Below are 21,539 nucleotides of genomic sequence, written 5' to 3'. Positions count from 1 at the left end.
TTATTCTATATTCGCTAGCAGGTTCCCTATGCAGTCAGTTCAAGGTACAAAAGCTATGACAGCACCAGCAGCCAACCTTCCGAGCAGCAAAAAAGTGTTTATTAAATGGGCGCTTTTAGGCACAGTCGGCATTCTTAATGGTTACGCAACAATTCTTATGTATTCGCGCGGTGAGATTGCGTTTGCACTTCTTACGATTATTCTTACTGCTTTAGCACTGTACATTTTTGGTAGTAAAAAGACTTACGCTCACCGTTACATCTATCCTGGTATTGCAGGGATGATTTTGTTCATTCTTTTCCCATTGGCATATACCGTAGGTCTGGCATTTACTAACTACAGCGCGAAAAACCAGCTCTCTTTCGAGCGAGCCCAAACTGTACTTTTGGACAGGACGTATCAAAGTGGTGATAGCTATCCGTTCACGTTATACAAAACTGAACAGGGCCATCAAATTGTCATTGATAAAGATGGCGAGTTACTGGCTACGCCGACTTTCCAACTACAAGGTTTCTCTGCAACGGATTTAGATCTTGCACCAATCCAAGAAGTGACTGGTGAGAAAGAGCAAATCAAAACCATCGTGAGTAATCGCGACGCACTAAGTAGTGTTGACCTTCATCTGCCAAGCGGTGATGACATCCGTATGAGCGGTCTGCGTAAGTTCGCAGCGGTTGTACCTTTGTACACGCTACAAGAGGATGGTGAGGCACTATTTAACAACCGTACTCAAGAAACCCTCCTGCCAAACATGGAAACGGGTTACTACCAGCCGATTGATGAAAATGGTCAGTTTGTCGGCAGTACCGTATCACCGGGTTTTGTGGTTGGCATTGGTAGCCATAACTTTGAACGAGTTTGGAAAGATGACGGTATCAAAGAACCATTTATTAGCATCTTTATCTGGACGATTGTTTTCTCTGCACTAACCGTACTATTTACTCTAATCATCGGTTTGGTTTTGGCGAGTGTGGTTCAGTGGGAAGAGCTAAAAGGCCGCTCTGTTTACCGACTTCTACTTATTCTGCCTTATGCGGTTCCAGCGTTTATTTCTATCCTGATCTTTAAAGGTTTGTTTAACCAAAGCTTTGGTGAGATCAACATGCTACTTGAAGGTCTGTTTGGTATTAGCCCTGCTTGGTTCTCTGACCCATTCATGGCGAAAAGCATGATCTTGATTGTAAACACTTGGCTTGGTTTCCCTTACATGATGATTCTATGTATGGGTCTGCTTAAAGCGATTCCTGATGACCTTTATGAGGCTTCTGCTATCGATGGTGCGAACTTCGTGTCTAACTTTACGCGCATTACGTTACCAATGATGCTTAAACCGCTGACACCGCTGTTGATTGCAAGCTTTGCGTTTAACTTCAACAACTTCGTGCTTATCCAGTTGTTAACAGGTGGTGGTCCAAACATGATTGGTACTTCAGAGCCTGCAGGTTACACAGACCTATTGGTTAGCTACACCTACCGTATCGCATTCGAAGGTGCTGGTGGTCAAGACTTCGGTCTGGCAAGTGCGGTAGCAACACTTATCTTCCTGTTGGTTGGCGCGTTGGCTCTACTAAACCTACGTGTAACTAAAGTAGCTCAAGATTAAGGAGACATTATAATGGCAATGGTACAAGGTAAGTCATTAAAGTATCGTGTTTGGGCTACTCATATTGCAATGTGGGCGTTCTTGGCACTGATCATTTTCCCTTTGCTGATGATCATCGCGATCTCATTCCGTGAAGGTAACTTTGCAACGGGTAGCTTGATCCCAGATAACCCGACATTGGATCACTGGAAACTGGCTTTAGGTTTCTCTGTGACTAATGCCGACGGCACCGTAACACCGCCTCCATTCCCGGTAATGACGTGGTTATGGAACTCGGTAAAAGTAGGTGGTATCTCTGCGGTTCTGATTGTAGCGCTATCGACGACTTCTGCTTACGCGTTTGCTCGTATGAAGTTTAAAGGTAAGAACACCATCCTAAAAGCGATGATGATCTTCCAAATGTTCCCGGCAGTGTTGGCACTGGTTGCTCTATACGCTCTGTTCGACAAGCTTGGTCAGTACATTCCGTTCCTGGGTTTGAATACTCACGGTGGTTTGATCTTTGCTTACTTGGGTGGTATCGCCCTGCACGTTTGGACGATTAAAGGTTACTTTGAAAGTATCGATTCATCTCTGGAAGAGGCGGCAGCACTCGATGGTGCGACACCATGGCAAGCGTTCCGTTTGGTATTGCTTCCACTGTCAGTGCCAATCCTGGCTGTAGTATTTATCCTGTCGTTCATCATGGTAATCGGTGAAGTTCCTGTAGCGTCACTCCTACTTTCTGATGTAAACTCTTACACATTAGCAGTAGGTATGCAGCAATACCTATACCCACAGAACTACTTGTGGGGCGATTTCGCAGCTGCTGCAGTACTATCAGCAGTGCCAATCACTGCAGTATTCTTACTTGCTCAACGCTGGTTGGTTGGTGGCCTAACCGCTGGTGGTGTGAAAGGATAATCTCAACTGGTCTTTGAGATTGACAAGAATAACTAGAAAAGGGCGACCAAATGGTCGCCCTTATACTTAGCACTGATATTACACTTTTGGTTTGGCCGCCGATCAGTAATATCTTGCTTTTATTGGCGTTACGCATAGCTGGCTGTTAGCTTAGTTCCTTACGACACAATCACTAACAGTTCTTGTAACCATAACCTGAGTTCAGACTCAGGTTTTTTTATGTCTGTAAAATCAGATCTTTACGTATTTAAACAATCGTAGAATACGGTGATGATGTTTATTGCCAATAATGAGTAAATAGATATTGATGATGCAGCCCAAGACTATCGGCTTTGTATGGATTACATAGAGCCTTGGAAATGGCCTGCGTAGCACTTCACATAAAAATATCGCGCAAAAGCGCTGGGGGAGAGGGGTAGCTAGGCGGGTTAGCCGTCAAAACTCACGGCTGGAAGGCGCACATCCTACATACTGGAGCAAGGTATATAAGCTCTCTTGCTGCAGTGCGACACGACGAAAAAGGTTGGCAAAGGTTACGTCTCCACCAAAACACGTTTGAATATAATGGTTGATTTCAGTCTCGTTGTAACCCTCGACATACATGGTTCTTACCCATTGATATTCGACTGCCTTTAAATTGGTCAGCGTTTCTTCACTTAAGGTGGTTTTTACAGTTCCCAAGATCCACACTCATTCATTTCCAAATTAGTGCAGGGATTTAAGCAAATCAAGATGAAAGATTTATGACAAGGCAGGAGAGTGTGTGAAACAAATGGCAGAAGCATGACATTGCTTCACACAACAATTGGGGCTGCAGATTTGAACGCTCGTTGTAGGTGGTTACTTGAGGTATTTAACGTGAGCTTCCATCTCTTCGCCGATTTCTTTACGCATGTTCATCAGCGCAATGGCAGACCGCTCTAACGCTTTGTCCTCATCGGATTCAGGAACCCACTTAGGAATATCTGTTGGCTTGCCGTCTTCGTCTACCGCAACCATGATCACAATACAGTGAGTGGTTAAACGGTTTTTCATTTCTTTGGGATCGCTCGCCTGTACATCAATGGCGATGTGCATCGAGGTGCGACCGGTGTAAATCACTTTTGCACTGACTTCAACTAGGTTACCCACATGGATCGGTGCAACAAATCGAATCCCACCCGCGTAAGCGGTAATACAGTATTTGCCACTCCAGGCGGCAGAGCAGGCATAAGCAGCTAAGTCTATCCATTTCATTACTGCGCCGCCGTGGACTTTACCACCAAAATTTACGTCGCCAGGTTCTGCTAAAAAGCGAAGGGTAATATCTCTTTGACCACTGCTCATCTGTTATTCCTTTGTGAATTTGTTGTTACAACCATACCTTGAAAAAATGATCGACACCACTAGTTTTAGACACCAAGTCAAGAGCCTACAATTCACATAAAAAAGCAGGCCCTGAGTTTGGTCGCAGTGCCTGCTTTTTAGTGCTAGGCAAACGTCTTTATTCACTTGGAACCATGGTCTCTTTGAATTGACTTAACTCGACTTTGACTTGCTCCATTAGCTTCAGAGCGTCGTCAAAATGATAGGTTGATACTGCTTCAGACAGAGCGTAGCTCAGTTCCGGATTAAGTTTTTCAAAACACGACTTATGCTTGGAATAATAAAATTCAGACTCTAAGTCGCACTCTTCAAGAAGCGCTGTCAGGTGGTTCACTTTAGACTCAAACTCCTCGACTGATTTGATATCACACTCGTGTTGAAGATGCGTGGTATCAACAAGCACAGGTTCTGGAAGCTCTGTGTACTTAGGAATTACTGATATACCGGAGTGGTCAATATCGAGTTTGATGGTAAACCAGAAATTGCTCCCTTTATCTAGCTCACTGTCGACACCAACATGACCGCCCATTAACTCTGCGAAGTGCTTAGAAATCGCAAGGCCAAGGCCAGTACCTCCGTATTTTCTGGTCGTTGAGGCGTCTGCCTGCTGGTAGCTGTCAAATACGACGGCCTGATCGTGCTCAGATAAACCAATCCCCGTATCCATGACACTAAATAGCAGGTCAATATGGTTTTCACTTCTTTGTACGACACTGACTGCGATGGTTACATCTCCTCCTTTAGAAAACTTGATGGCGTTACTCACATAGTTCAGGAGGATTTGCTTAATACGAAGTTGATCGCCAACGACCTGAGGAATGGACTGATCAACTTTAGTCATAAGATGAACATTGTTTTTTCTGGATTTGTGCTCAACAAGGTCGTGCACATCCTGAATTGTCGCTCGGATGTCGAATGGGACCTTCTCAATATCAACCTTATTTGCTTCAAGCTTAGAAAGGTCTAGAATGTCGTTAATCAGTGTCAGCAAGTGCTTGCCTGACTTATCTATTTTCAACAGGTTATCTTTTTGCTCGGACGTGAGGTCCGAACTTAACAGTATGTGAGATAACCCGAGAATCGAATTCATCGGCGTGCGGATTTCATGGCTGACATTTGAAATAAACTGGCTCTTGGCTAGGTTAGCATGTTCAGCCGTTAATTTTGCCTCAGTCAGTTCGGAAGTGAGCCTATCCAACTTGCCACCCATGTTGATGATCGCGTTTGCTGTTTCATTGAGCTCTTTTAAGCGGAAGCCTTCATGAGCTAAGTTAAAATCACCCAGCCCGACTCGATTGACCATGCTCTGGATCTGATTTAATGGCTTAGCAATAAATTCGCTCATCTTCTTAGATGAACGCCAGATGAGGATGAAGAACAAGGTGTAGAATGCCACTAAACCGAAGATCAGAATGTAACCAATGTTTTGGTACTTTTGTTCTAGCGAACGAGAAGTCGCGTACATTTCCTTCTCACCAACAATCATCAGTAAGCGCCACTGGGTTTCTGGTATGGTCGACCACGATAGCAGTTTATTTTCACCATTCAGTTTGAGCTGCATAAATCCATTGGTGTTCTTGAGTAAACGCATGCTCAAGTCAGCGGTGTCATCACGTTTATACAGGTTAAACGCGTCAGGCTTAAAAATCTCTTTCGTGATTGCTTGCTGGTAGCTGTGCTCAGTGAGTTCTTTCAAGCCAAAATCGTGTTCGCCTTGTGGTGGCAAAGCCATAATTGTGCCGTTACTACTCGCTAAAATAGCGTAGCCGCCCCAAGGAATGACAAGATTTTGAATGCTCTCTATAATGTCACTGACTTTGATATCAAGCCCGACAACCCCTTCGAGAAAACCTTGGTTGTAGACCGGAGCGATAGCCGATGCCATCCAGCCGTGACCCGCAGGATCAATGTAAACATCTGTCCAAACTGTCTTTTTGTCAGGATTGTTCTCAGCGTTTGCCAGATAGTAAAAATTGTAATTAGGGATATCCATTTTAACAGGATACTGAGCGACGGTAGAAAACCATGGGTAGATTCGGTTGTATGAATCCCAGGAATTAAAATAAATTGACGCAACTAATTCGCTGTTATTTTCGATTTGTTTCATAAGTGGATCGAGGTGAGCAAGTCTATACACCTTCTCCCAATCTTTCTCCGCGGTTAGACCAGAGTAGAAGGAAGCGGAGCCCCCTAAATCTTGTTTAGAATACAAGACGCCATCTTTGCTAACGGCAAGATTATCTTTTTCAGAGCGGTCAATGGTGTGTTCTTCTGATAAAACACGTTCGGTTTCGTTTCTGTATACGGTTGTTAAACTTTCTATTGAGAGCAATTTTTCTCGAATGATTGCCGCTTCTCTGTCCGATGAAATTTTCAATTCTTCATTTACTTGTGTGTAAATGTATTCCATGTTGTCGGTACTGATAAAGTGGTTACTTATCAAGTAAACGGCAATAAGAACCGATTCCACCAGAATAAGTGGAATGATTCCGGTTTTGACCATTGAACGCCACACCCACGATTGTGTGGTGATTTTGTTGTCTTTCATGTTTTTCCCAGAAACGGCTATAAGTACTTGTCTTATCTAGTTCGTGTATGCTTGAGCAATGGCATCGAGTTCATCTGTAATTTCAGCGAAGGCATCGATGATAGCAGGGTCAAATTGAGTGCCTTTGCCCGACAAAATGATGTTTACTGCATCTAAATGAGTAAAAGCAGGCTTATAAACTCGCTTGCTGATCAGCGCATCATAGACGTCGGCTATCGCCATGAGTCTGGCTGACAACGGAATTTGCTCTCCAGCAAGACCTAATGGGTATCCTTTACCATCCCAGCGCTCATGATGCGAGTAGGCGATCTCTTTTGCGACAGTCAAAAATTTCATTGGCTGATCGCTTACTTTCTCTGCGTTTTTAATCGCTTCATAACCGATGGTGGTGTGAGTTTTCATCACCTGAAACTCATCGTGTGTTAGCGGGCCTTCTTTCAACAAGATAATGTCTGGAATACCTATTTTTCCGATATCGTGCAGCGGCGCTGATTTATATAATAAATCAATATATTCATCGTTTAGTTCTGATACATATCGCGTGCTTTTTCGCAATTGTTCGGCTAACCGTTTTATGTAGGCTTGGGTACGTTTGATGTGGTTACCCGTTTCGTTATCGCGGGTTTCAGCCAACGATACCATTGCATAAAAGGCAACATCCTGAATTGCGTGAAGCTGTTCTTTTTGGCGCAGAGCTTCAGTGGTTCGTCTCTCGACTTCTTGCTCTAGCACTTGATTCTTGTCTTTTAAAATATCGGAAGCCACTTTGAGAGACACATGAGTGTGGACACGTGCTTTCACGATCTCTGGGTTAATCGGTTTGGTTATGTAGTCAACGGCACCCAGTTTTAGTCCTTTATGCTCATCGACTCTTTCAGCTTTCGCTGTGAGGAATATGATTGGGATATCACTGGTTGCTGGGTTTGATTTTAGTTTCTCACATACCTGATAACCGTCTATTTCCGGCATCATAATGTCGAGCAAGATCAAATCGGGGTTAGCGGTTTCTGCAAGTGCTAGTCCTCGCTCACCGCTATTTGCACCTTTTACTTTGTAATCATCTTTAAGTAATTGGTACATCAACGTGAGGTTCTCAGGGATATCGTCGATAACCAACACCGTTGGCTTGGATGAAGAAAAATCGAACATCCGTTCTCCTTTTGGCAGCAATACGGCAAATTGCCAATTAGTGCTTAATATTTGTGTCAATAATCACTTAATGATCTTGCACTATTATTTTTTATATTAGTTGCACCTAAAGTATCATAACTCTTTGTTACATATAGTGATGGCCTTCAACTTATAGTGATCTCCATTCCAAAATTGACAGGGTGCATCATTAGTCAAAATGGATATGCTTTCTAACATTACTGCAGTGGATAAGTCGTAAATAGATTATCGACTTCATAAATCGTCATATTTGAAATGTATAAAAGAGAGCTTTTATACTCTCGTTTAGACACGTTACTTAAAGCACTTTGTTACTGAAATACGTCACATTTTTGCTTTGCGTGCTTGCATTTAGGTGTCTAACACATGCCGTTTATTTTCGACTTTTTCAGTTGGTTTTGAACGCATTCGAGATGTTTTCATTTATTAAGACTTATACTTATGGCTAATAAGTAGTTGTTAATTGATCCATACCTTTCACCTATTTAGGTTGTGTAAAGATAAAGGAACATTCAATGAGTAAAGATAATGGTGGTATTCCTAAACACAGCGGAAAAGCCAACCCTATAGATACCGATTATCAAGTCGGTCAGGACAACGTCGTGTTATCCGTTGGACCTTTTGGTTTAGATATTCATAACCGAGTGTTTGCGGTCTCTGGGTTAGCAATTGTGATATTCGTATTTGCTACCTTAATTTTCAGGGAACAAGTAGAGCCGATTTTTGTCCATATGCGATCCTGGCTAACCTCCAGCCTTGATTGGTTTTTCATCCTTTCCGGTAACATATTTGTTTTAGTTTGTATTGGTTTGGCCATCTCTCCACTGGGTAAAGTTAGGATAGGCGGGACGGAGGCTTTACCTGACTATAGTTATGCTGGCTGGTTGGCAATGCTGTTTGCCGCAGGTATGGGTATCGGGCTGGTATTCTTTGGTGTATCGGAGCCAATGTCTCACTTCAGTTCTTCGCTCGCAGGGCCTGTGCTGGAAAATGGAGTCCGAACAGATTGGGCACCTCTCGGCGGTGCTTTAGGTGATATCGAAGCGGCTCAGTCATTGGGTATGGCCGCAACGATTTATCACTGGGCTTTGCATCCATGGGCCATTTACGCCTTGCTGGCATTGGGTCTCGCCATATTCTCGTATAACAAAGGTCTACCGCTGACGATGCGTTCGGTTTTTTACCCGGTTTTCGGTGAACGTATTTGGGGCTGGCCAGGGCACATTATTGATATTCTTGCGGTAGTAGCGACAGTATTTGGTCTTGCTACTTCATTGGGTTATGGTGCTTCTCAAGCAGCAACTGGTTTGAATTTTCTGTTTGGCGTTCCGCTAACAGACACGACACAAATTGTCCTGATTATTGTTATCACCGCATTTGCGTTGATATCCGTACTTGCGGGATTGGACGGTGGTGTTAAACGACTTTCCGAAATTAACATGGTATTGGCGGCATTATTGCTGTTCTTTATTGTTATTGTTGGGCCAACCTTGTTTATCTTGACTGGCTTTTTCGACAACATTTTGTCGTATATGGAAAACTTCCCAGCATTGTCGATGCCATTTAATCGCGAAGACGTTAACTACTCTCAAGGCTGGACTTCATTCTACTGGGCTTGGTGGATTTCATGGTCGCCATTTGTTGGTATGTTTATCGCACGTGTATCGCGCGGACGTACCGTTCGTGAATTTATTTTCTGCGTACTCATTGTCCCTTCAACAGTCTGTGTTTTCTGGATGACGGCCTTTGGTGGAACAGCAATTAGCCAGTTTGTAAATGATGGTTATGAAGCCGTTAAAGATGCCGAGCTTCCGTTGAAGTTGTTTGAGATGCTGGAAGTGATGCCTTTATCAAGCATTACCTCTTTTGTTGGTATCATTCTGGTTGTGGTGTTCTTCATTACATCATCGGACTCGGGTTCGTTGGTTATCGACACTATTGCAGCTGGTGGTAAAGTCGATGCACCGACACCACAGCGCGTATTTTGGTGTACGTTTGAAGGCTTAGTGGCGATTGCATTATTGCTGGGAGGGGGACTAGCCGCTGCGCAAGCGATGGCAGTGACGACAGGTTTCCCATTCACAATTGTCTTATTAATTGCCACATTCTCGCTGATTTTAGGGTTAATGAACGAGCCAAGAGCCCAAAAGTAAGGGCACATTCATCCATTAAGCAAGGGGCGTATCCGCGAGGGTACGCCCCTTTTCGTTGTTAAGAAACCTTTCAACTGAGCGTAATCACGCGGTTTCTTTAGCTCGTAATACACTCGCACAAAACTTAGATATCAAAGTGAGTGTGCTGGAGAAAAACTATCAAAAGATCAGCAGCTCTGTAGACGGACAATCTGCGGGCACTTCTTTTGAGCAGATCGCGAAACAGGTCTCGAATACTTCAATCCATCATAGTGAAGTAGAGCAGATCTCACTGGTTGAAATTGACGGTGCGAAGCAGGTATGTGCTTTGGTTGTCATGCCAGAAGTTGAATCTGAAAAGCTGTTTAATAGTGCGTTAACAGTGTCATCTATCGATCCAACCGATAAAGCGTCTCTTTATAAAGAGTTTGTTAGCCAGAAGACCACGAAACAATTAGAAGAGCAGGCAGAAGCGCTGTAAGTTGTTTGTGACCTCTTAATAAAGCGAGCGTGGGACTCGCTTTTATTCTCTATTTGATTGATTCTAGGTATGAATAATTACAGCATTTTAACCGCAACTCCCACAGTCTTAAAATTGCCTCGTCTCTTTTCCGTTTAGTCACGCGTAGTTAATTGGAACTTCACACCCTTATCAGGAAAAAACAAACATCATTTAAATAATTATTTGAAGTTAAATTGATTTTTTATACATGTGCAAAAGATCTTATATGCTCTTTGTTGAAATGCATGTAAAGTATCAGGTTATTGTTTTAGATTTTTCAATTTTTATGGCTTACAAGATGAAAATAAGTGTATTTTTTCCCACTTTATTGATGGCAGCGATGGGGATGCCTTCATACGCCGCTTTAGATGCGACTAAACCTACCGTTGAAAATATCGATGTGCAGGAAATGAGTTTGAAAAAAAAGGTCGCAATAGCTCGTTTTACCAATGAAACACGTGCATCTAACAGTTTTTTGCTGGATGAGAATGATGACCGAATTGGTAAGCAAGCAGCAGATATCCTCAGTGCTAGATTAACGTCAACTGGCAAGTTTTTGATGTTCGAACGTCAAGATAAAAATTACGTAGATTCAGAAGCGGCACTAAAAGGCCTTCAAGATAGTGGGGTTGCAGTTGATTACCTTATTGTCGGCTCTGTAAGCGAATTTGGTCGTTCTACAGAGAGCGATACTGGTCTATTTTCGCGAGCTAAGACTCAGAAAGCTTATGCCAAAGTCAACGTTCGTTTAATTGATACTTCAACAGGTCGAATTGTTGACTCAGTCGAAGGTGCAGGAGAAGCAACTACTTCTACGAAAAAGACATTCGGTTCTGGTACTGATGCAGGCTATGACCAATCCCTCACCGACAAGGCTTTGTCAGAAGCAATTTCTCAATTGATAACCAATTTAACACAGCAAATGACGGCTCAACCTTGGCGGTCTTATATTTTGTCAGTCGAAGATGGCTCATATTTGATTGCGGGTGGTGAATCACAAGGCCTGCATCAAGGTTTAGACCTAATGGTTTTTAAGCGTGGTAAACAAGTTAAAAACCCTCAGACAGGTGGTGTCGTAGAATTGCCAGGAAAAAAGGTAGCAACTCTCTCTGTTGACATGACTTACGGTGAAGATGAGTGGAATCAAATCAGTTTCACATCTTTAACCAGCGGTAAAATTTCTTCAGATCTTTCCAAATATTACGTGAGCGCAAAGTAGGTCGAAATTATGTACAAAAGTTTTTTCTTGATGATGTCTGCTTTACTACTTTCAGCCTGTGGGTCACCTGTAGTGAACCATCAAAGCGGTATTGTAGAAAACCAATCTATTTATATAGTTTCTGACGAGCTTGTAGGATATTCCGTTTCATTAGGTTCTTTAGATAATCATAAAATATCTCGTAGCGACCTATTGAGTAATAGCTTGAAAGTCGCGACGTCTGCGAACTCAGACTTTCAAAAGTCAGAAGTTATCCAAATAAAAGCGTTAATAGGAGAAAACCTGTTAGAGCTAAAAAATCCAAATGGGGATGTTATATACAGAAAGAAAATATATCTCTCTGCTGGCCAATCGATAACCATTAACTTATAGGACAACTCAGAATGCACAAGTTGTATAAATCCATTGTTGTGATGCTTTTTATTACTCTTACTGGATGTGCTCATCAAGTCTCAGAGTCGGGCTACTACTGGGGCACTTACTCAGATACTTATTATGCGTACCTAGAAAATCCGTCTAAAGAAACTGCAGAGCAACATTTCTCATCACTAACCGATATTGTAAAAGTTTCTGATGAGAAAGGTCTTAAGTGCCCTCCAGGAATCTACGCAGAAATGGCTTACATCAAGCAAAAGCAGGGAAATAATCAAGAAGCAAAAGACTTTTACAATCAGGAGCTTCAACTTTACCCAGAATCTAAGACATTCGTTGAAAAGCTATTTGTAAAAGGAAATTAGTAGTGAAAACTAAGTTAGTAAACATTTGTTCTGCATTGGTGCTCGTTTTTATGGTTTCAGGCTGTGTCACTACTCAATCAAAGCAGGAACTTTTTCCTAAAATGTACGAAGCTGAGCGCAACCACCAAAAGATTTTAATTGCTCCAATAATTAATGAAACGACTTCGGCTGAAGCTGCCGAATACCTAAATTCAACGCTGGCGGAGCCATTTGTAAACAAAGGCTATTATGTCTTGCCTGTACCGATTACCGCAGACATTTTTAAAGATATAGGTATTGTTGATGGGAAAGAGCTTCAAGGTGTTCCATTCAGTCGTTATAGAGACCAGTTCGGTGCGGATGTAGTGCTATTTATAACCATCTCAAACTGGGATACCAACTATTTAGTTGTAGCTGGTAACGTGGAAGTTGGCTTGAAATACGTAATGGTTTCTACAGAAACTTCGGAAATCGTATGGTCGTATCAAAATAACCTTGTGGTGGACACGAGTACGAGCAGTGGTAGCTTACTTGTAGATCTAATTGCTACAGCAATAGCTACAGCTGCAACAGATTACATTCCAATTGCTCGACAAGTAAATGAGATTACTACCCAATCTCTTCCTGTTGGTGAGTATCATCCTCGTTATGGTAAAGATATGAAAGACAACGTTATTCAAGATAAGGCTACTGCGGCATCAGATGCCTTTGTAAACTAAGTAACCAATCTAAAAGTTAAGTAAAAGATGTTCTCTCTTTTACTTAACTTTCTTCATATAGTCCTAAAGGTAATGAAAATTATTTTAGCTGATGTAGGGATTGCCCACGAAACCAAAATAATGGTGATTTGGTGAAAGTGCACACATTCTAAATTCTTTATGTTTAAGTCATTTCCATTCACAAATCCAGCAATTACGAACCCAAAAGTAGTCGAGATTGTGAGGAGTTGTTACACTCACGAGCCGCTAAAAAGGAGTAAGCTTTACATGGCCAATGACCTGGATGACTACGACGTAAAAATTCTGCAGTTATTGCAAGATAATGGACGTCTGACAAATCAAGAACTTAGTGAGTTGGTTGGGTTGTCAGCATCGCAATGTTCCCGCCGTCGCATCACATTAGAAAACAATAACCTCATACTTGGCTATCATGCTCGCTTATCACCAAAAGCGCTAAAGCAGGAAGTGATAGCGATGATAGAGGTGAAACTGCTTAATCACGAAGCTGAGAAAACTCATAACTTCTTGAACTTTATCGATAATGAAGCGTGCATTGTTGAAGTCTTTAAAACCACGGGAGATGCGGACTATCTGATAAAGTGCTTGGTCGCTGACCTGAACACGTTAAACGATTTGATCAACCGCATCTTCACTACTCAACTTATTTCCCATATTAAGACTTCAGTCGTGCTTGAGCGTGTAAAAGAGTACGGCACCACCCTCCAATCTTGATAAATGATTGCACCAAAATAGCTCGCCCCTGCGGGTTTGGTGCAATTAATTTTCAAACTATGCATGAAATTGTCATTTTTGTGTTTTTACTTGCACGATATATTTGTTGTGTTATTAATAATGCACAAATTACGCATGTTGTTGTGCGAGGACAGTGATCAAGGAATAGATTGATTGCTGGGGTGTAAGTGTTAGTTAAGGGATTAATAAGGTGTCAGAGGCGACAATGACGAACACAGGCCATAAGTGGTTTGAAGACGTGTTCGCTCTTTTTATGGGAACAAGCTTAGTATCGTTTGGCGTGTTGTTTTTAAAACAAGTGGGAATGGTGACAGGCGGCACTGCTGGACTATCTCTGTTCCTCAGCTACAACTTTCAATTAGAGTTTGGCACCATCTTCTTTTTGGTAAACCTACCGTTTTACTATTTGGCTATCCGTCGTATGGGTTGGTTGTTCTGCCTGAAAACCTTTACTGCAGTCGGTTTGGTCTCATTTATCACCAATACACAATCCAACTTTGTTGAAATCAGCAATGTGCACCCACTATATGGGGCGATTTTTGGCGGGTTTTTATTTGGTACTGGGTTTATCATCTTATTTCGTCACAAAGCCAGCTTGGGTGGCTTTAATATTCTAGCGTTATACCTTCAGGACAAAATTGGTTTACGCGCAGGCTGGTTCTTAATGGGCGTAGATGTGACAATTATGTTAGTGTCTCTATCCGTTGTCGGTTATGTCGAACTGGCTCTATCAATACTCTGTGGTGTCATATTGAACTTTATCATTGGTTTAAATCACCGTGCAGACCGTTATCAAGTTAATAATTAACAAGGAGAATTTCAGTGCTTAATCATGTAACAGCCTATGCCGGAGACCCAATATTGTCTCTGATGGAACAATTTATGGCGGATGAACGTTCTGAAAAAGTGAATTTAAGTATCGGCCTGTACTACGATGAAAATGGAAAAATTCCAACGCTACCATCTGTTGCAACTTCGCAGCAGCAGCTAGCCGCAGAAGAAAGTCAGCCTTGTATTTACTTGCCAATGGAAGGCTTAGCACCATATCGTGAAGCGGTTCAAGCTCTTGTTTTTGGTGAAAGTCACCCTGCGTTGGAAGAAAAGCGAGTAGCGACGATTCAATCACTCGGTGGTTCTGGTGCGCTGATGATCGGTGCGGATTTCCTTAATCACTATTTCCCAAATTCGAAAGTGTGGGTGAGCAATCCTACATGGGAAAACCACAATGCCATTTTTGCAGGTGCTGGATTCGAAGTAGGTACTTACCCGTACTTTAACCCAGAAACGAAAATGCTCGATTTCGATGGCATGGTTTCTCAGTTAGAAGCGCTACCTGCAGAGAGTATTGTTCTGCTTCATCCTTGTTGTCATAACCCTACGGGCGTTGATCTTACTAATCAACAATGGGACAAAGTGCTCGAAGTGGTTAAAGCACAAAAGCTGATCCCATTTTTCGATATGGCTTATCAAGGATATGGTGAAGGGATTGCTGAAGACGCTTACGTTATTCGTCAGATTTCTCTGGAAAAAGACGTAGTGAGCTTTGTAAGTAACTCATTTTCTAAAACTTTCTCACTTTACGGTGAGCGAGTTGGTGGCCTGTCTGTCGTATGTGGTAACGATGAAGAAGCATCCCGCGTGCTTGGGCAGTTAAAAGCGACGGTTCGCCGTAATTACTCAAGCCCGGCAAAACACGGTGCGGTTGTGGTTTCTAACGTGCTCAATACGGAAGAACTAAAAACTCAGTGGTTTGGCGAAGTAGAAGGCATGCGTAGCCGTATTCTGACGATGCGTGAAACCTTGCACGAACAGCTAAAAGCGTTACGTCCTGAAAAAGACTTCAGCTTTCTAATCAAACAAAAAGGCATGTTCAGCTACACGGGTTTCTCGCAAGCGACCGTTGAAAAGCTTCGTGAAGAGCACGGTATCTATCTGATCAACAGTGGCCGTATGTGTCTAGCGGGTCTGAACGAGCAAAATGTTGCACGAGTTGCTGAAGCATTTGCTGCTGTTTAATAAGACATTAGATTAAGAATATACACCCAAGTACTCTTAAGTTGCTTGGGTGTTTTTTTATGCTGTTAGCGAAGTGTATATTATCCCCTGATACCCTTGCCTGAAAACAATTCAGATAGTTATCTCGGGCTTATGAAGTAATATTAATAAATCTATCAGCATCTATATAGCCAAAAAGAATAATTACTATTAGTTTAAAGTCTAAAATTTTGGAGTTCAAAACCCTTCTCATATCGTTAAAAATCTATCTCTTTTAGGTCCGGTTTATCGCCGTCTACTCGGGGCATACTTTAATGAATATCTCACTAACCTTTTGCAGCTAAAGGTGAATCTGACCAATTAGCCACCCTCGTTTGCTCCAACGGCTACTTTGGCTTGAAACTTTTGCATGCCATCCTATCGTGTTCTTTGTTTTATGAGAATTGAAGCGCTTCTCCTGACTAGCACATCGTATGTTTACATTTAACCGTTTACGAGACGGTAAGTTTCATCTTGTTATTACTATTTGATCTGATGCATATGCATATAGGTCACTACACTTTTACAAATGCTTAACAAATTAAATGGTTCAATGTCGAGCCATTTTAGTCACCACAAAACAAGGAAGAGCAGCTATGAACAAGACAATGCTTTTTGTTTTAATAAGTTCACTGTTGAGCACTGGCGCATGGGCTGGTCCGCCGGGAGAAAATACGCATGGTAGTACAACGATTTCGGTATCTGAGAGTATTCTAGGAGCGGATACATGCATAAATCCAACTTCTGCCATGGCAAATGATTCTGATAGCGATGTATCAGCTGATGCTTTAGCTTACGCGATGTCCGAGGCTTCTTCATATATCGACATCAGTTATTCTGGGGGCGTGACTCTAGACTTAACAAGGCACGGAAACAATGGCGCTGTACACCAGGTCGAGTTAAACGCGAGTATGGGAAGTGGTACTCTTTTTGCCCAAGTGGCTGAGTCCGACACAGAAGGGGATTCAGAGGCCTCTGCTTATACTAGTGCAGAAGCGGAAGCCGCAGCTACGATGATTGCACAAGCTTACATGAGTGTATTCCAAGGTATTAATGAGGATATTGATCTCGTAGTAACAGAGATCACCATTAAGATTGGTACCGAAGCGACAGCATCAGCTGTTGCCGGAGTTGAAGGCTCAGCAGAGAGCGAAGCAGTCGCAGAGTCTGAAGCTAGTGCGGATGGCGATAGTTCTGCTTCTGCAAGTGCAACTGGCGGAGGTATATCGTCGAGTGGATCTTCATTCTACGTACAAGGAGCCAATATCGAAGAGTTTACAACACAACTGGGTGTTGCAAGCGGTACTGTATTCAATGTTCAGACTTCAGCTCTTGCGCAAGTATACGCTGACGCGATGGCAACATCATTCGTTTACGCCATGGCAGAAGCATCAGCTCAAGCACAGGCCGCTGGCAAGCTTACTTTTGAATGGGACTTACCTGTTTTAGGGACAGGTTCGTTACCCATTGTAACCGCTTTTGACTCTGCGGCTGATGTCGCGCAACGAATAGCAGATGCCACTCAAGAGATCATTTCGTATGCGCAAGCTGCCGCTACCTCTTCTGCAAGCGCTTTAGGTGGTTCTTCCGTTAACATGAATATGATGGTTCATTATGAGAATTTACCTGGCACCGAAGATTTATTGGAAGTCGTGGGAGGTGGTAGCCTTGCTTTAGACTGTTCTCAAGCTTCGGCCAGTGCGACTGCAAGTGCAGAGGCTGAGACTAATTAGAGATTTAGTTTAGCCAAAACAAATACCAAGTCATCCAACGCATGTGTTGGATGACTTTTCTTTTATGTTCGGATAGCTATTTAAAATCAAGCTCTTCCAGAAGCTGGGCTCGGTAAGCTCGCGGAGTGACTCCAAACCAAACCCGACAGGCGCGGTTAAATGTGGCTTGTTCTGAGTAGCCTAGTAGACCGCTAATTTGACTTAATTTAAGGTTCGGATCTTTCAAATACTTGGTCACGATAACTTGCCGCTCACTCACTAATATTTGCTCGTAGGTAGTACTCTCTTGGGCGAGTTTTCGTTGCAGTGTTCGCTTGTGCATAGAAAGGTGAGAAGCGATGTTTTCACTGCTACATTGGCCTGTGGGAAGAAGACCTCTAATGAGTCTTCTTACATCATCAGAAACGGAACTGGCAAAGGGAATGGGTTGTGATTCCAGGTAGTGCCTTGCCAGTTTACAGGTTTGCTCATCTTCGCTGGATAGTGGAGTCGCGAACGCCGACTCTGGGAGAATAAATCCGCACCAGTTCTGATTAAACTCGACCGGACAGCCAAATACGTTTTGATACGACGCCTCATCTCCCAGCCGAGAGTGCATAAAGTGCGCAGAGATGGGTTTAAAGTCGTTTCCGCATAATAACTTAATCACCTGCATCGCATTCGCCAATCCCAGCTCATAGCACTGTACAGAGTAGTCAATGCCACGACCCTGCACGCAGTATTCCAACTTTATTGTTCTGGCTTGTCCCTTTGTTTGAACGATGTGTTTTGTCGTTAATGCTGAACAATGCAGGTGTAAATAATTGGAAATATTTTCCAGTGCATCACCAACCGTCGCCGAACTGCGTGCAATCACCGAAATCGGGCCAAGAATGCCCATACCCTGATATTCAGCGAGTCTCAGGCCGAAGTCCGGGCAATTGAGAGCGGTTACCGTGTCTTCCAGCAAAGCAATCATATTACGAAAGATGAGGAAGGAATCCTCATCCCGTTTGTCTGCACTAGGGATGTGATATTTCGACAGCAGATAGAGAGGATCTCCACCCAAAGATTGCGTGAGATTGTCGTATCCGCGAAGGTTTGTCGCTCTAATTAGAATATGCACCATGACTCCCTTGTCTCTATATTTCCATTCTATCGCTGATACAGTTCAGTCAAAAATGTGGAATTAACATTTTAGTAACATTGTCGTGTTTTATCAAAAAATAGTCGTCATTCATCAATATTGTTTGCCTTACTTTCTGAAATATTGAGCAATGTTTAGTCAATAATAACGACAAAAGGAAAACGTTATGACCGCTGCGCACTACGACACTATCATCATCGGAGCCGGACTTTCAGGGATTGGAACCGCTTGCCACCTAGCCTCTGAGCACCCTGATAAAACATTGGCGATTTTAGAAAGAAGGGAACGAATGGGAGGTACCTGGGATTTATTTCGCTACCCAGGAATTCGTTCTGATTCAGATATGGCGAGTTTCGGGTTTGACTTTAAACCTTGGTATTCCGATAAAGTTCTGGCAGAAGGAACAAGCATCCGGGAGTATGTTGCGGAAACGGCTGAAGAGTTTGGCTTTGACGACAAGGTGCAATACGGTTTGGCAATCACTTGTGCAGACTGGTCTGACGCTAAACAGCGATGGACTGTGACCGCTACGCACGAGTCGTCAGGTGAGGAAAGAACATTTACTTGCTCGTTTTTGATCAACTGCGCTGGCTACTACAATTTTGATAAAGGGCATCGACCACATTTCGAAGGAGAGGAGTCGTTTAAGGGCGATATTGTTCATCCTCAGTTTTGGCCAGAGGATTTTGATTATTCGAACAAGAAAGTGGTCGTAATTGGTAGTGGTGCAACAGCCATAACACTTTTGCCAAGTATGGCGGAAAAAGCTGCGGGTGTGACTATGCTCCAGCGCTCGCCAAGCTACATTATGGCGGTTCCGAATACGGATAATATTTCTGTTTTCCTTAATCGTTTTTTACCGAAAAAGTGGGTATTCAATCTGATCAGAAAACGCAACATTCTCATGCAACGAGGTATGTATCTGGCGTGTAGAAAATGGCCAGAAAGAATGCGTAAAGTGTTGCTATCGCATGTTCGTAAGCAAGTTGGTCCCGAATTTGATATGAGTCACTTCACGCCGAATTACAACCCATGGGAGCAGCGCTTGTGTGCAGCGCCAGACGGTGATTTTTTCAAAACCTTGCGTTCAGGTAAGGCGAATATCGTCACTGATCATATCGAACACTTTACGGAAAAAGGCATTAAGCTGAAATCTGGACAGTACCTAGAGGCTGATGTGATTGTGACCGCAACAGGTTTGGATATCCAGTTAATGGGGGGCATGGAGTTTTTGCTAAATGGCGAGCCAATCAACGTTCCGAATCGCATGATATATAAAGGGATCATGATTGAAGGGGTGCCGAATTATGGTTGGATATTTGGCTATACTAATGCGCCATGGACGTTAAAAGCGGATATCGGCGGACGTTATTTGTGTCACTTGTTTAGTCATATGGAACAACATGGTTTTGCCGCTGTTCGACCAGTGGACAACGATAATGCCAACACGGGTGTCAGCATGCTAGATGGCTTTGCGCCGGGTTATATGGAGCGGGCCAAAGAAAGAATGCCGAGACAAGGAAAAGAAGGTCCTTGGGTTGTCACTATGCACTATGGAAAAGACAAAAAAGCGTTGACTGAGGATCCTATCGAAGATGGCGTTTTACAGTTTTCTCCTGCTGTAAATCAAGATAAAGCAATGGTTCAGGAAGTTGAAGCGACAGCATAAGACGACTTACCTTAAGTGAAGGACTTGAATATGAAAATACCTGATAGCACTAAGCCGCCGGTGGTACTTATTCCCGGAATGTGGAGTACGGGAGAAACCTTATCAGAAGTACAGCAGGCTTTTGAAGCGCAAGGTTATGAGGTGGATTCTCTTTGTCTTCCTGAGCACAAGAACAAGCTCGAATACAGTCAAGCGGATAAAAGCCGACTTGCTACGACTACATTACAAGACTACGTGGATTTCATCGTTGCCAGAGTTAAGTCGCACGATCTTGCCCCTATTTTGGTTGGGCATTCAATGGGAGGATTGTTAGCACAATTAGTGGCGGTTAGGGTGCCAGTCAGTAAATTAGTGCTGCTCTCATCTGCCTCTCCTGGTGGCATTAATGGTTGGAGTTGCTCGGTTATTCGTACATTTGGGCTCAACTTATTGGTATTTCCACTTTGGCGTAAAGTCACGGAAGTTGGCGAGAGTAATGTCCGCTATGGCATTGCTAACTCTCAAAGTGACTCTGTTCAAGAGCAAATCCTAGACAATATGACCTTTGAGTCGGGCATGGCAACGTTTCAGATTGGCGTTGGTGGCTTTTTCAAAAGTGGTTTTTCACGGGTTGATGCAAAGCAGGTGACGTGCCCAATACTGGTACTGGGCGGAACCGCAGATCGTATTACGCCTATCAAGGTGCAACGCGAGATCGCGAAAAAGTATGGGCAACAGGCTACTCTGGTCGAATTACCAGAGGTATGTCACTGGACAATAGGGGGAAGCAATTTACCCCACGTTACATCGGTGATCTTTGACTGGCTTGATGAACAAATACATATCGCCGCGTAAATACAGCGTTTGTACATTGAACTGCATGTTTGAAAAATGCCCTCCTGTTATAGGAGGGCATTTTGTTTACTCTTAGCTAGCGAATTGGAATCTTGTGTTCTTCTTCGCTGTGTCCGGCTAGTTTAGGTACCACGACAGTCAAAACACCGTCGGAAAAATCAGCGCTAATTTCTTCGACATTAATGTTGTTACCGAGCGTAAAACTTCGAGACATTTTGCCACTGTAGCGTTCACTGTGGACTACTTTACCTTCTTTTTCTGTCTCTTTTTTAGTTTCGATACTGGCTTCGATGGATAACACACCTTGCTGGCAGCTAAGTTTGATATCTTCTTTTTTCACTCCCGGCAAATCGGCAGTGACTTCGAAAGCTTGGTCTTTCTCGACGATATCAACTCGTGGTGAAAAAGACCCTTCTTCGAATCGTGTCCTCAATGCAGGAAATGAATTGTCAATGAACCGGGAGAAATCTGCCCAGCTATCACGAGGAACCAAGCTCATAAGTACCTCCTAAT

At 43.1% G+C, this 21,539-nt stretch carries 20 protein-coding genes; 14 read left to right on the top strand and 6 right to left on the bottom strand.

The features are described 5' to 3' along the window. Positions 1–28 precede the first annotated feature (28 nt). Together malF and malG are read left to right on the top strand one after the other, a co-directional pair. Positions 29–1,603, top strand: a complete 1,575-nt coding sequence (gene malF / locus VEJY3_RS23165; protein ID WP_014234863.1) for a maltose ABC transporter permease MalF — start codon at positions 29–31, stop codon at positions 1,601–1,603. A 12-nt stretch (positions 1,604–1,615) separates the two neighbouring features. Next, complete coding sequence (malG, locus tag VEJY3_RS23160) at positions 1,616–2,506, top strand: maltose ABC transporter permease MalG (protein ID WP_014234862.1); 891 nt, start codon at positions 1,616–1,618, stop codon at positions 2,504–2,506. A 435-nt stretch (positions 2,507–2,941) separates the two neighbouring features. On the opposite strand, the gene VEJY3_RS23155 is transcribed toward malG, so the two are convergent. From VEJY3_RS23155 to VEJY3_RS23140, 4 genes are all read right to left on the bottom strand, one after another. Next, the gene (locus VEJY3_RS23155; protein WP_014234861.1) at positions 2,942–3,196 is read right to left on the bottom strand and encodes a hypothetical protein; all 255 of its coding nucleotides are present in this window, start codon (positions 3,194–3,196) and stop codon (positions 2,942–2,944) included. A gap of 150 nt (positions 3,197–3,346) precedes the next feature. Next, on the bottom strand, positions 3,347–3,832 hold the full coding sequence (locus VEJY3_RS23150) for an acyl-CoA thioesterase (RefSeq protein WP_014234860.1): 486 nt from the start codon (positions 3,830–3,832) through the stop codon (positions 3,347–3,349). 157 nt (positions 3,833–3,989) lie between these two features. Beyond that, positions 3,990–6,419 carry an ATP-binding protein gene (locus VEJY3_RS23145; protein ID WP_014234859.1) on the bottom strand — a complete coding sequence of 810 codons (2,430 nt, stop codon included), beginning with the start codon at positions 6,417–6,419 and terminating at the stop codon, positions 3,990–3,992. Between the two features lie 36 nt (positions 6,420–6,455). Continuing rightward, complete coding sequence (locus tag VEJY3_RS23140; RefSeq protein WP_014234858.1) at positions 6,456–7,568, bottom strand: two-component system response regulator; 1,113 nt, start codon at positions 7,566–7,568, stop codon at positions 6,456–6,458. A gap of 536 nt (positions 7,569–8,104) precedes the next feature. Here VEJY3_RS23140 and VEJY3_RS23135 point away from each other — a divergent pair. The 10 genes from VEJY3_RS23135 to VEJY3_RS23090 all read left to right on the top strand — a co-directional run bounded on the left by VEJY3_RS23135 (position 8,105) and on the right by VEJY3_RS23090 (position 17,397). Continuing rightward, positions 8,105–9,742 (top strand): BCCT family transporter, encoded by a 1,638-nt coding sequence (locus VEJY3_RS23135; RefSeq protein ID WP_014234857.1) that lies wholly within the window; start codon positions 8,105–8,107, stop codon positions 9,740–9,742. A 55-nt stretch (positions 9,743–9,797) separates the two neighbouring features. Continuing rightward, positions 9,798–10,202 carry a hypothetical protein gene (locus tag VEJY3_RS23130; RefSeq protein ID WP_014234856.1) on the top strand — a complete coding sequence of 135 codons (405 nt, stop codon included), beginning with the start codon at positions 9,798–9,800 and terminating at the stop codon, positions 10,200–10,202. 247 nt (positions 10,203–10,449) lie between these two features. Continuing rightward, positions 10,450–11,442, top strand: a complete 993-nt coding sequence (locus VEJY3_RS23125) for a CsgG/HfaB family protein (protein WP_014234855.1) — start codon at positions 10,450–10,452, stop codon at positions 11,440–11,442. Between the two features lie 9 nt (positions 11,443–11,451). Continuing rightward, complete coding sequence (locus VEJY3_RS23120; RefSeq protein WP_014234854.1) at positions 11,452–11,814, top strand: hypothetical protein; 363 nt, start codon at positions 11,452–11,454, stop codon at positions 11,812–11,814. A gap of 11 nt (positions 11,815–11,825) precedes the next feature. After that, a complete protein-coding gene (locus tag VEJY3_RS23115) occupies positions 11,826–12,179 on the top strand; it encodes a DUF4810 domain-containing protein (RefSeq protein WP_014234853.1) in 354 nt (117 codons plus the stop codon). 2 nt (positions 12,180–12,181) lie between these two features. Beyond that, positions 12,182–12,877 (top strand): GNA1162 family protein, encoded by a 696-nt coding sequence (locus VEJY3_RS23110; RefSeq protein ID WP_014234852.1) that lies wholly within the window; start codon positions 12,182–12,184, stop codon positions 12,875–12,877. Between the two features lie 267 nt (positions 12,878–13,144). Then, positions 13,145–13,609: an Lrp/AsnC family transcriptional regulator gene (locus VEJY3_RS23105; RefSeq protein WP_014234851.1), complete on the top strand. Its 465-nt coding sequence runs from the start codon at positions 13,145–13,147 to the stop codon at positions 13,607–13,609. Positions 13,610–13,835: 226 nt separating this feature from the next. Next, the gene (locus VEJY3_RS23100) at positions 13,836–14,438 is read left to right on the top strand and encodes a YitT family protein (protein ID WP_014234850.1); all 603 of its coding nucleotides are present in this window, start codon (positions 13,836–13,838) and stop codon (positions 14,436–14,438) included. 14 nt (positions 14,439–14,452) lie between these two features. Next, complete coding sequence (locus tag VEJY3_RS23095; RefSeq protein WP_014234849.1) at positions 14,453–15,646, top strand: amino acid aminotransferase; 1,194 nt, start codon at positions 14,453–14,455, stop codon at positions 15,644–15,646. A gap of 614 nt (positions 15,647–16,260) precedes the next feature. Further along, positions 16,261–17,397, top strand: coding sequence for a hypothetical protein (locus VEJY3_RS23090; protein WP_014234848.1), 1,137 nt, complete (start codon positions 16,261–16,263; stop codon positions 17,395–17,397). A gap of 76 nt (positions 17,398–17,473) precedes the next feature. Here VEJY3_RS23090 and VEJY3_RS23085 read toward each other — a convergent pair whose 3' ends face one another. Further along, entirely contained in the window at positions 17,474–18,505 is a 1,032-nt protein-coding gene (locus tag VEJY3_RS23085) for an AraC family transcriptional regulator (RefSeq protein ID WP_014234847.1), read from the bottom strand. A 184-nt stretch (positions 18,506–18,689) separates the two neighbouring features. Here VEJY3_RS23085 and VEJY3_RS23080 point away from each other — a divergent pair, with 184 nt between their 5' ends. After that, on the top strand, positions 18,690–20,192 hold the full coding sequence (locus VEJY3_RS23080) for an NAD(P)/FAD-dependent oxidoreductase (RefSeq protein ID WP_014234846.1): 1,503 nt from the start codon (positions 18,690–18,692) through the stop codon (positions 20,190–20,192). A gap of 30 nt (positions 20,193–20,222) precedes the next feature. After that, positions 20,223–21,026 (top strand): alpha/beta hydrolase, encoded by an 804-nt coding sequence (locus tag VEJY3_RS23075; RefSeq protein ID WP_014234845.1) that lies wholly within the window; start codon positions 20,223–20,225, stop codon positions 21,024–21,026. 76 nt (positions 21,027–21,102) lie between these two features. Here the strand turns inward: VEJY3_RS23075 and VEJY3_RS23070 are convergent, their stop codons facing one another. Beyond that, the gene (locus VEJY3_RS23070) at positions 21,103–21,525 is read right to left on the bottom strand and encodes an Hsp20/alpha crystallin family protein (protein ID WP_014234844.1); all 423 of its coding nucleotides are present in this window, start codon (positions 21,523–21,525) and stop codon (positions 21,103–21,105) included. Positions 21,526–21,539 lie beyond the last annotated feature (14 nt).

This window comes from Vibrio sp. EJY3, from assembly GCF_000241385.1.
In the GTDB taxonomy this organism is placed as follows: Bacteria; Pseudomonadota; Gammaproteobacteria; order Enterobacterales; family Vibrionaceae; genus Vibrio; species Vibrio natriegens.
Note: the sequence above shows the minus strand (reverse complement) of the source record. Positions and strands in the feature narration are given on the sequence as shown.

Bases quoted from the DNA above. Each gene is read 5' to 3' on its own strand.
- VEJY3_RS23135 (WP_014234857.1), top strand. From the start codon at position 8,105: ATGAGTAAAGATAATGGTGGTATTCCTAAACACAGCGGAAAAGCCAAC.
- VEJY3_RS23120 (WP_014234854.1), top strand. From the start codon at position 11,452: ATGTACAAAAGTTTTTTCTTGATGATGTCTGCTTTACTACTTTCAGCC.
- VEJY3_RS23075 (WP_014234845.1), top strand. From the start codon at position 20,223: ATGAAAATACCTGATAGCACTAAGCCGCCGGTGGTACTTATTCCCGGA.
- VEJY3_RS23100 (WP_014234850.1), top strand. From the start codon at position 13,836: ATGACGAACACAGGCCATAAGTGGTTTGAAGACGTGTTCGCTCTTTTT.
- VEJY3_RS23145 (WP_014234859.1), bottom strand. From the start codon at position 6,419: ATGAAAGACAACAAAATCACCACACAATCGTGGGTGTGGCGTTCAATG.
- VEJY3_RS23150 (WP_014234860.1), bottom strand. From the start codon at position 3,832: ATGAGCAGTGGTCAAAGAGATATTACCCTTCGCTTTTTAGCAGAACCT.
- VEJY3_RS23090 (WP_014234848.1), top strand. From the start codon at position 16,261: ATGAACAAGACAATGCTTTTTGTTTTAATAAGTTCACTGTTGAGCACT.
- VEJY3_RS23115 (WP_014234853.1), top strand. From the start codon at position 11,826: ATGCACAAGTTGTATAAATCCATTGTTGTGATGCTTTTTATTACTCTT.
- VEJY3_RS23080 (WP_014234846.1), top strand. From the start codon at position 18,690: ATGACCGCTGCGCACTACGACACTATCATCATCGGAGCCGGACTTTCA.
- VEJY3_RS23105 (WP_014234851.1), top strand. From the start codon at position 13,145: ATGGCCAATGACCTGGATGACTACGACGTAAAAATTCTGCAGTTATTG.
- VEJY3_RS23085 (WP_014234847.1), bottom strand. From the start codon at position 18,505: ATGGTGCATATTCTAATTAGAGCGACAAACCTTCGCGGATACGACAAT.
- VEJY3_RS23140 (WP_014234858.1), bottom strand. From the start codon at position 7,568: ATGTTCGATTTTTCTTCATCCAAGCCAACGGTGTTGGTTATCGACGAT.
- malF (WP_014234863.1), top strand. From the start codon at position 29: ATGCAGTCAGTTCAAGGTACAAAAGCTATGACAGCACCAGCAGCCAAC.
- VEJY3_RS23125 (WP_014234855.1), top strand. From the start codon at position 10,450: ATGCTCTTTGTTGAAATGCATGTAAAGTATCAGGTTATTGTTTTAGAT.
- VEJY3_RS23070 (WP_014234844.1), bottom strand. From the start codon at position 21,525: ATGAGCTTGGTTCCTCGTGATAGCTGGGCAGATTTCTCCCGGTTCATT.
- malG (WP_014234862.1), top strand. From the start codon at position 1,616: ATGGCAATGGTACAAGGTAAGTCATTAAAGTATCGTGTTTGGGCTACT.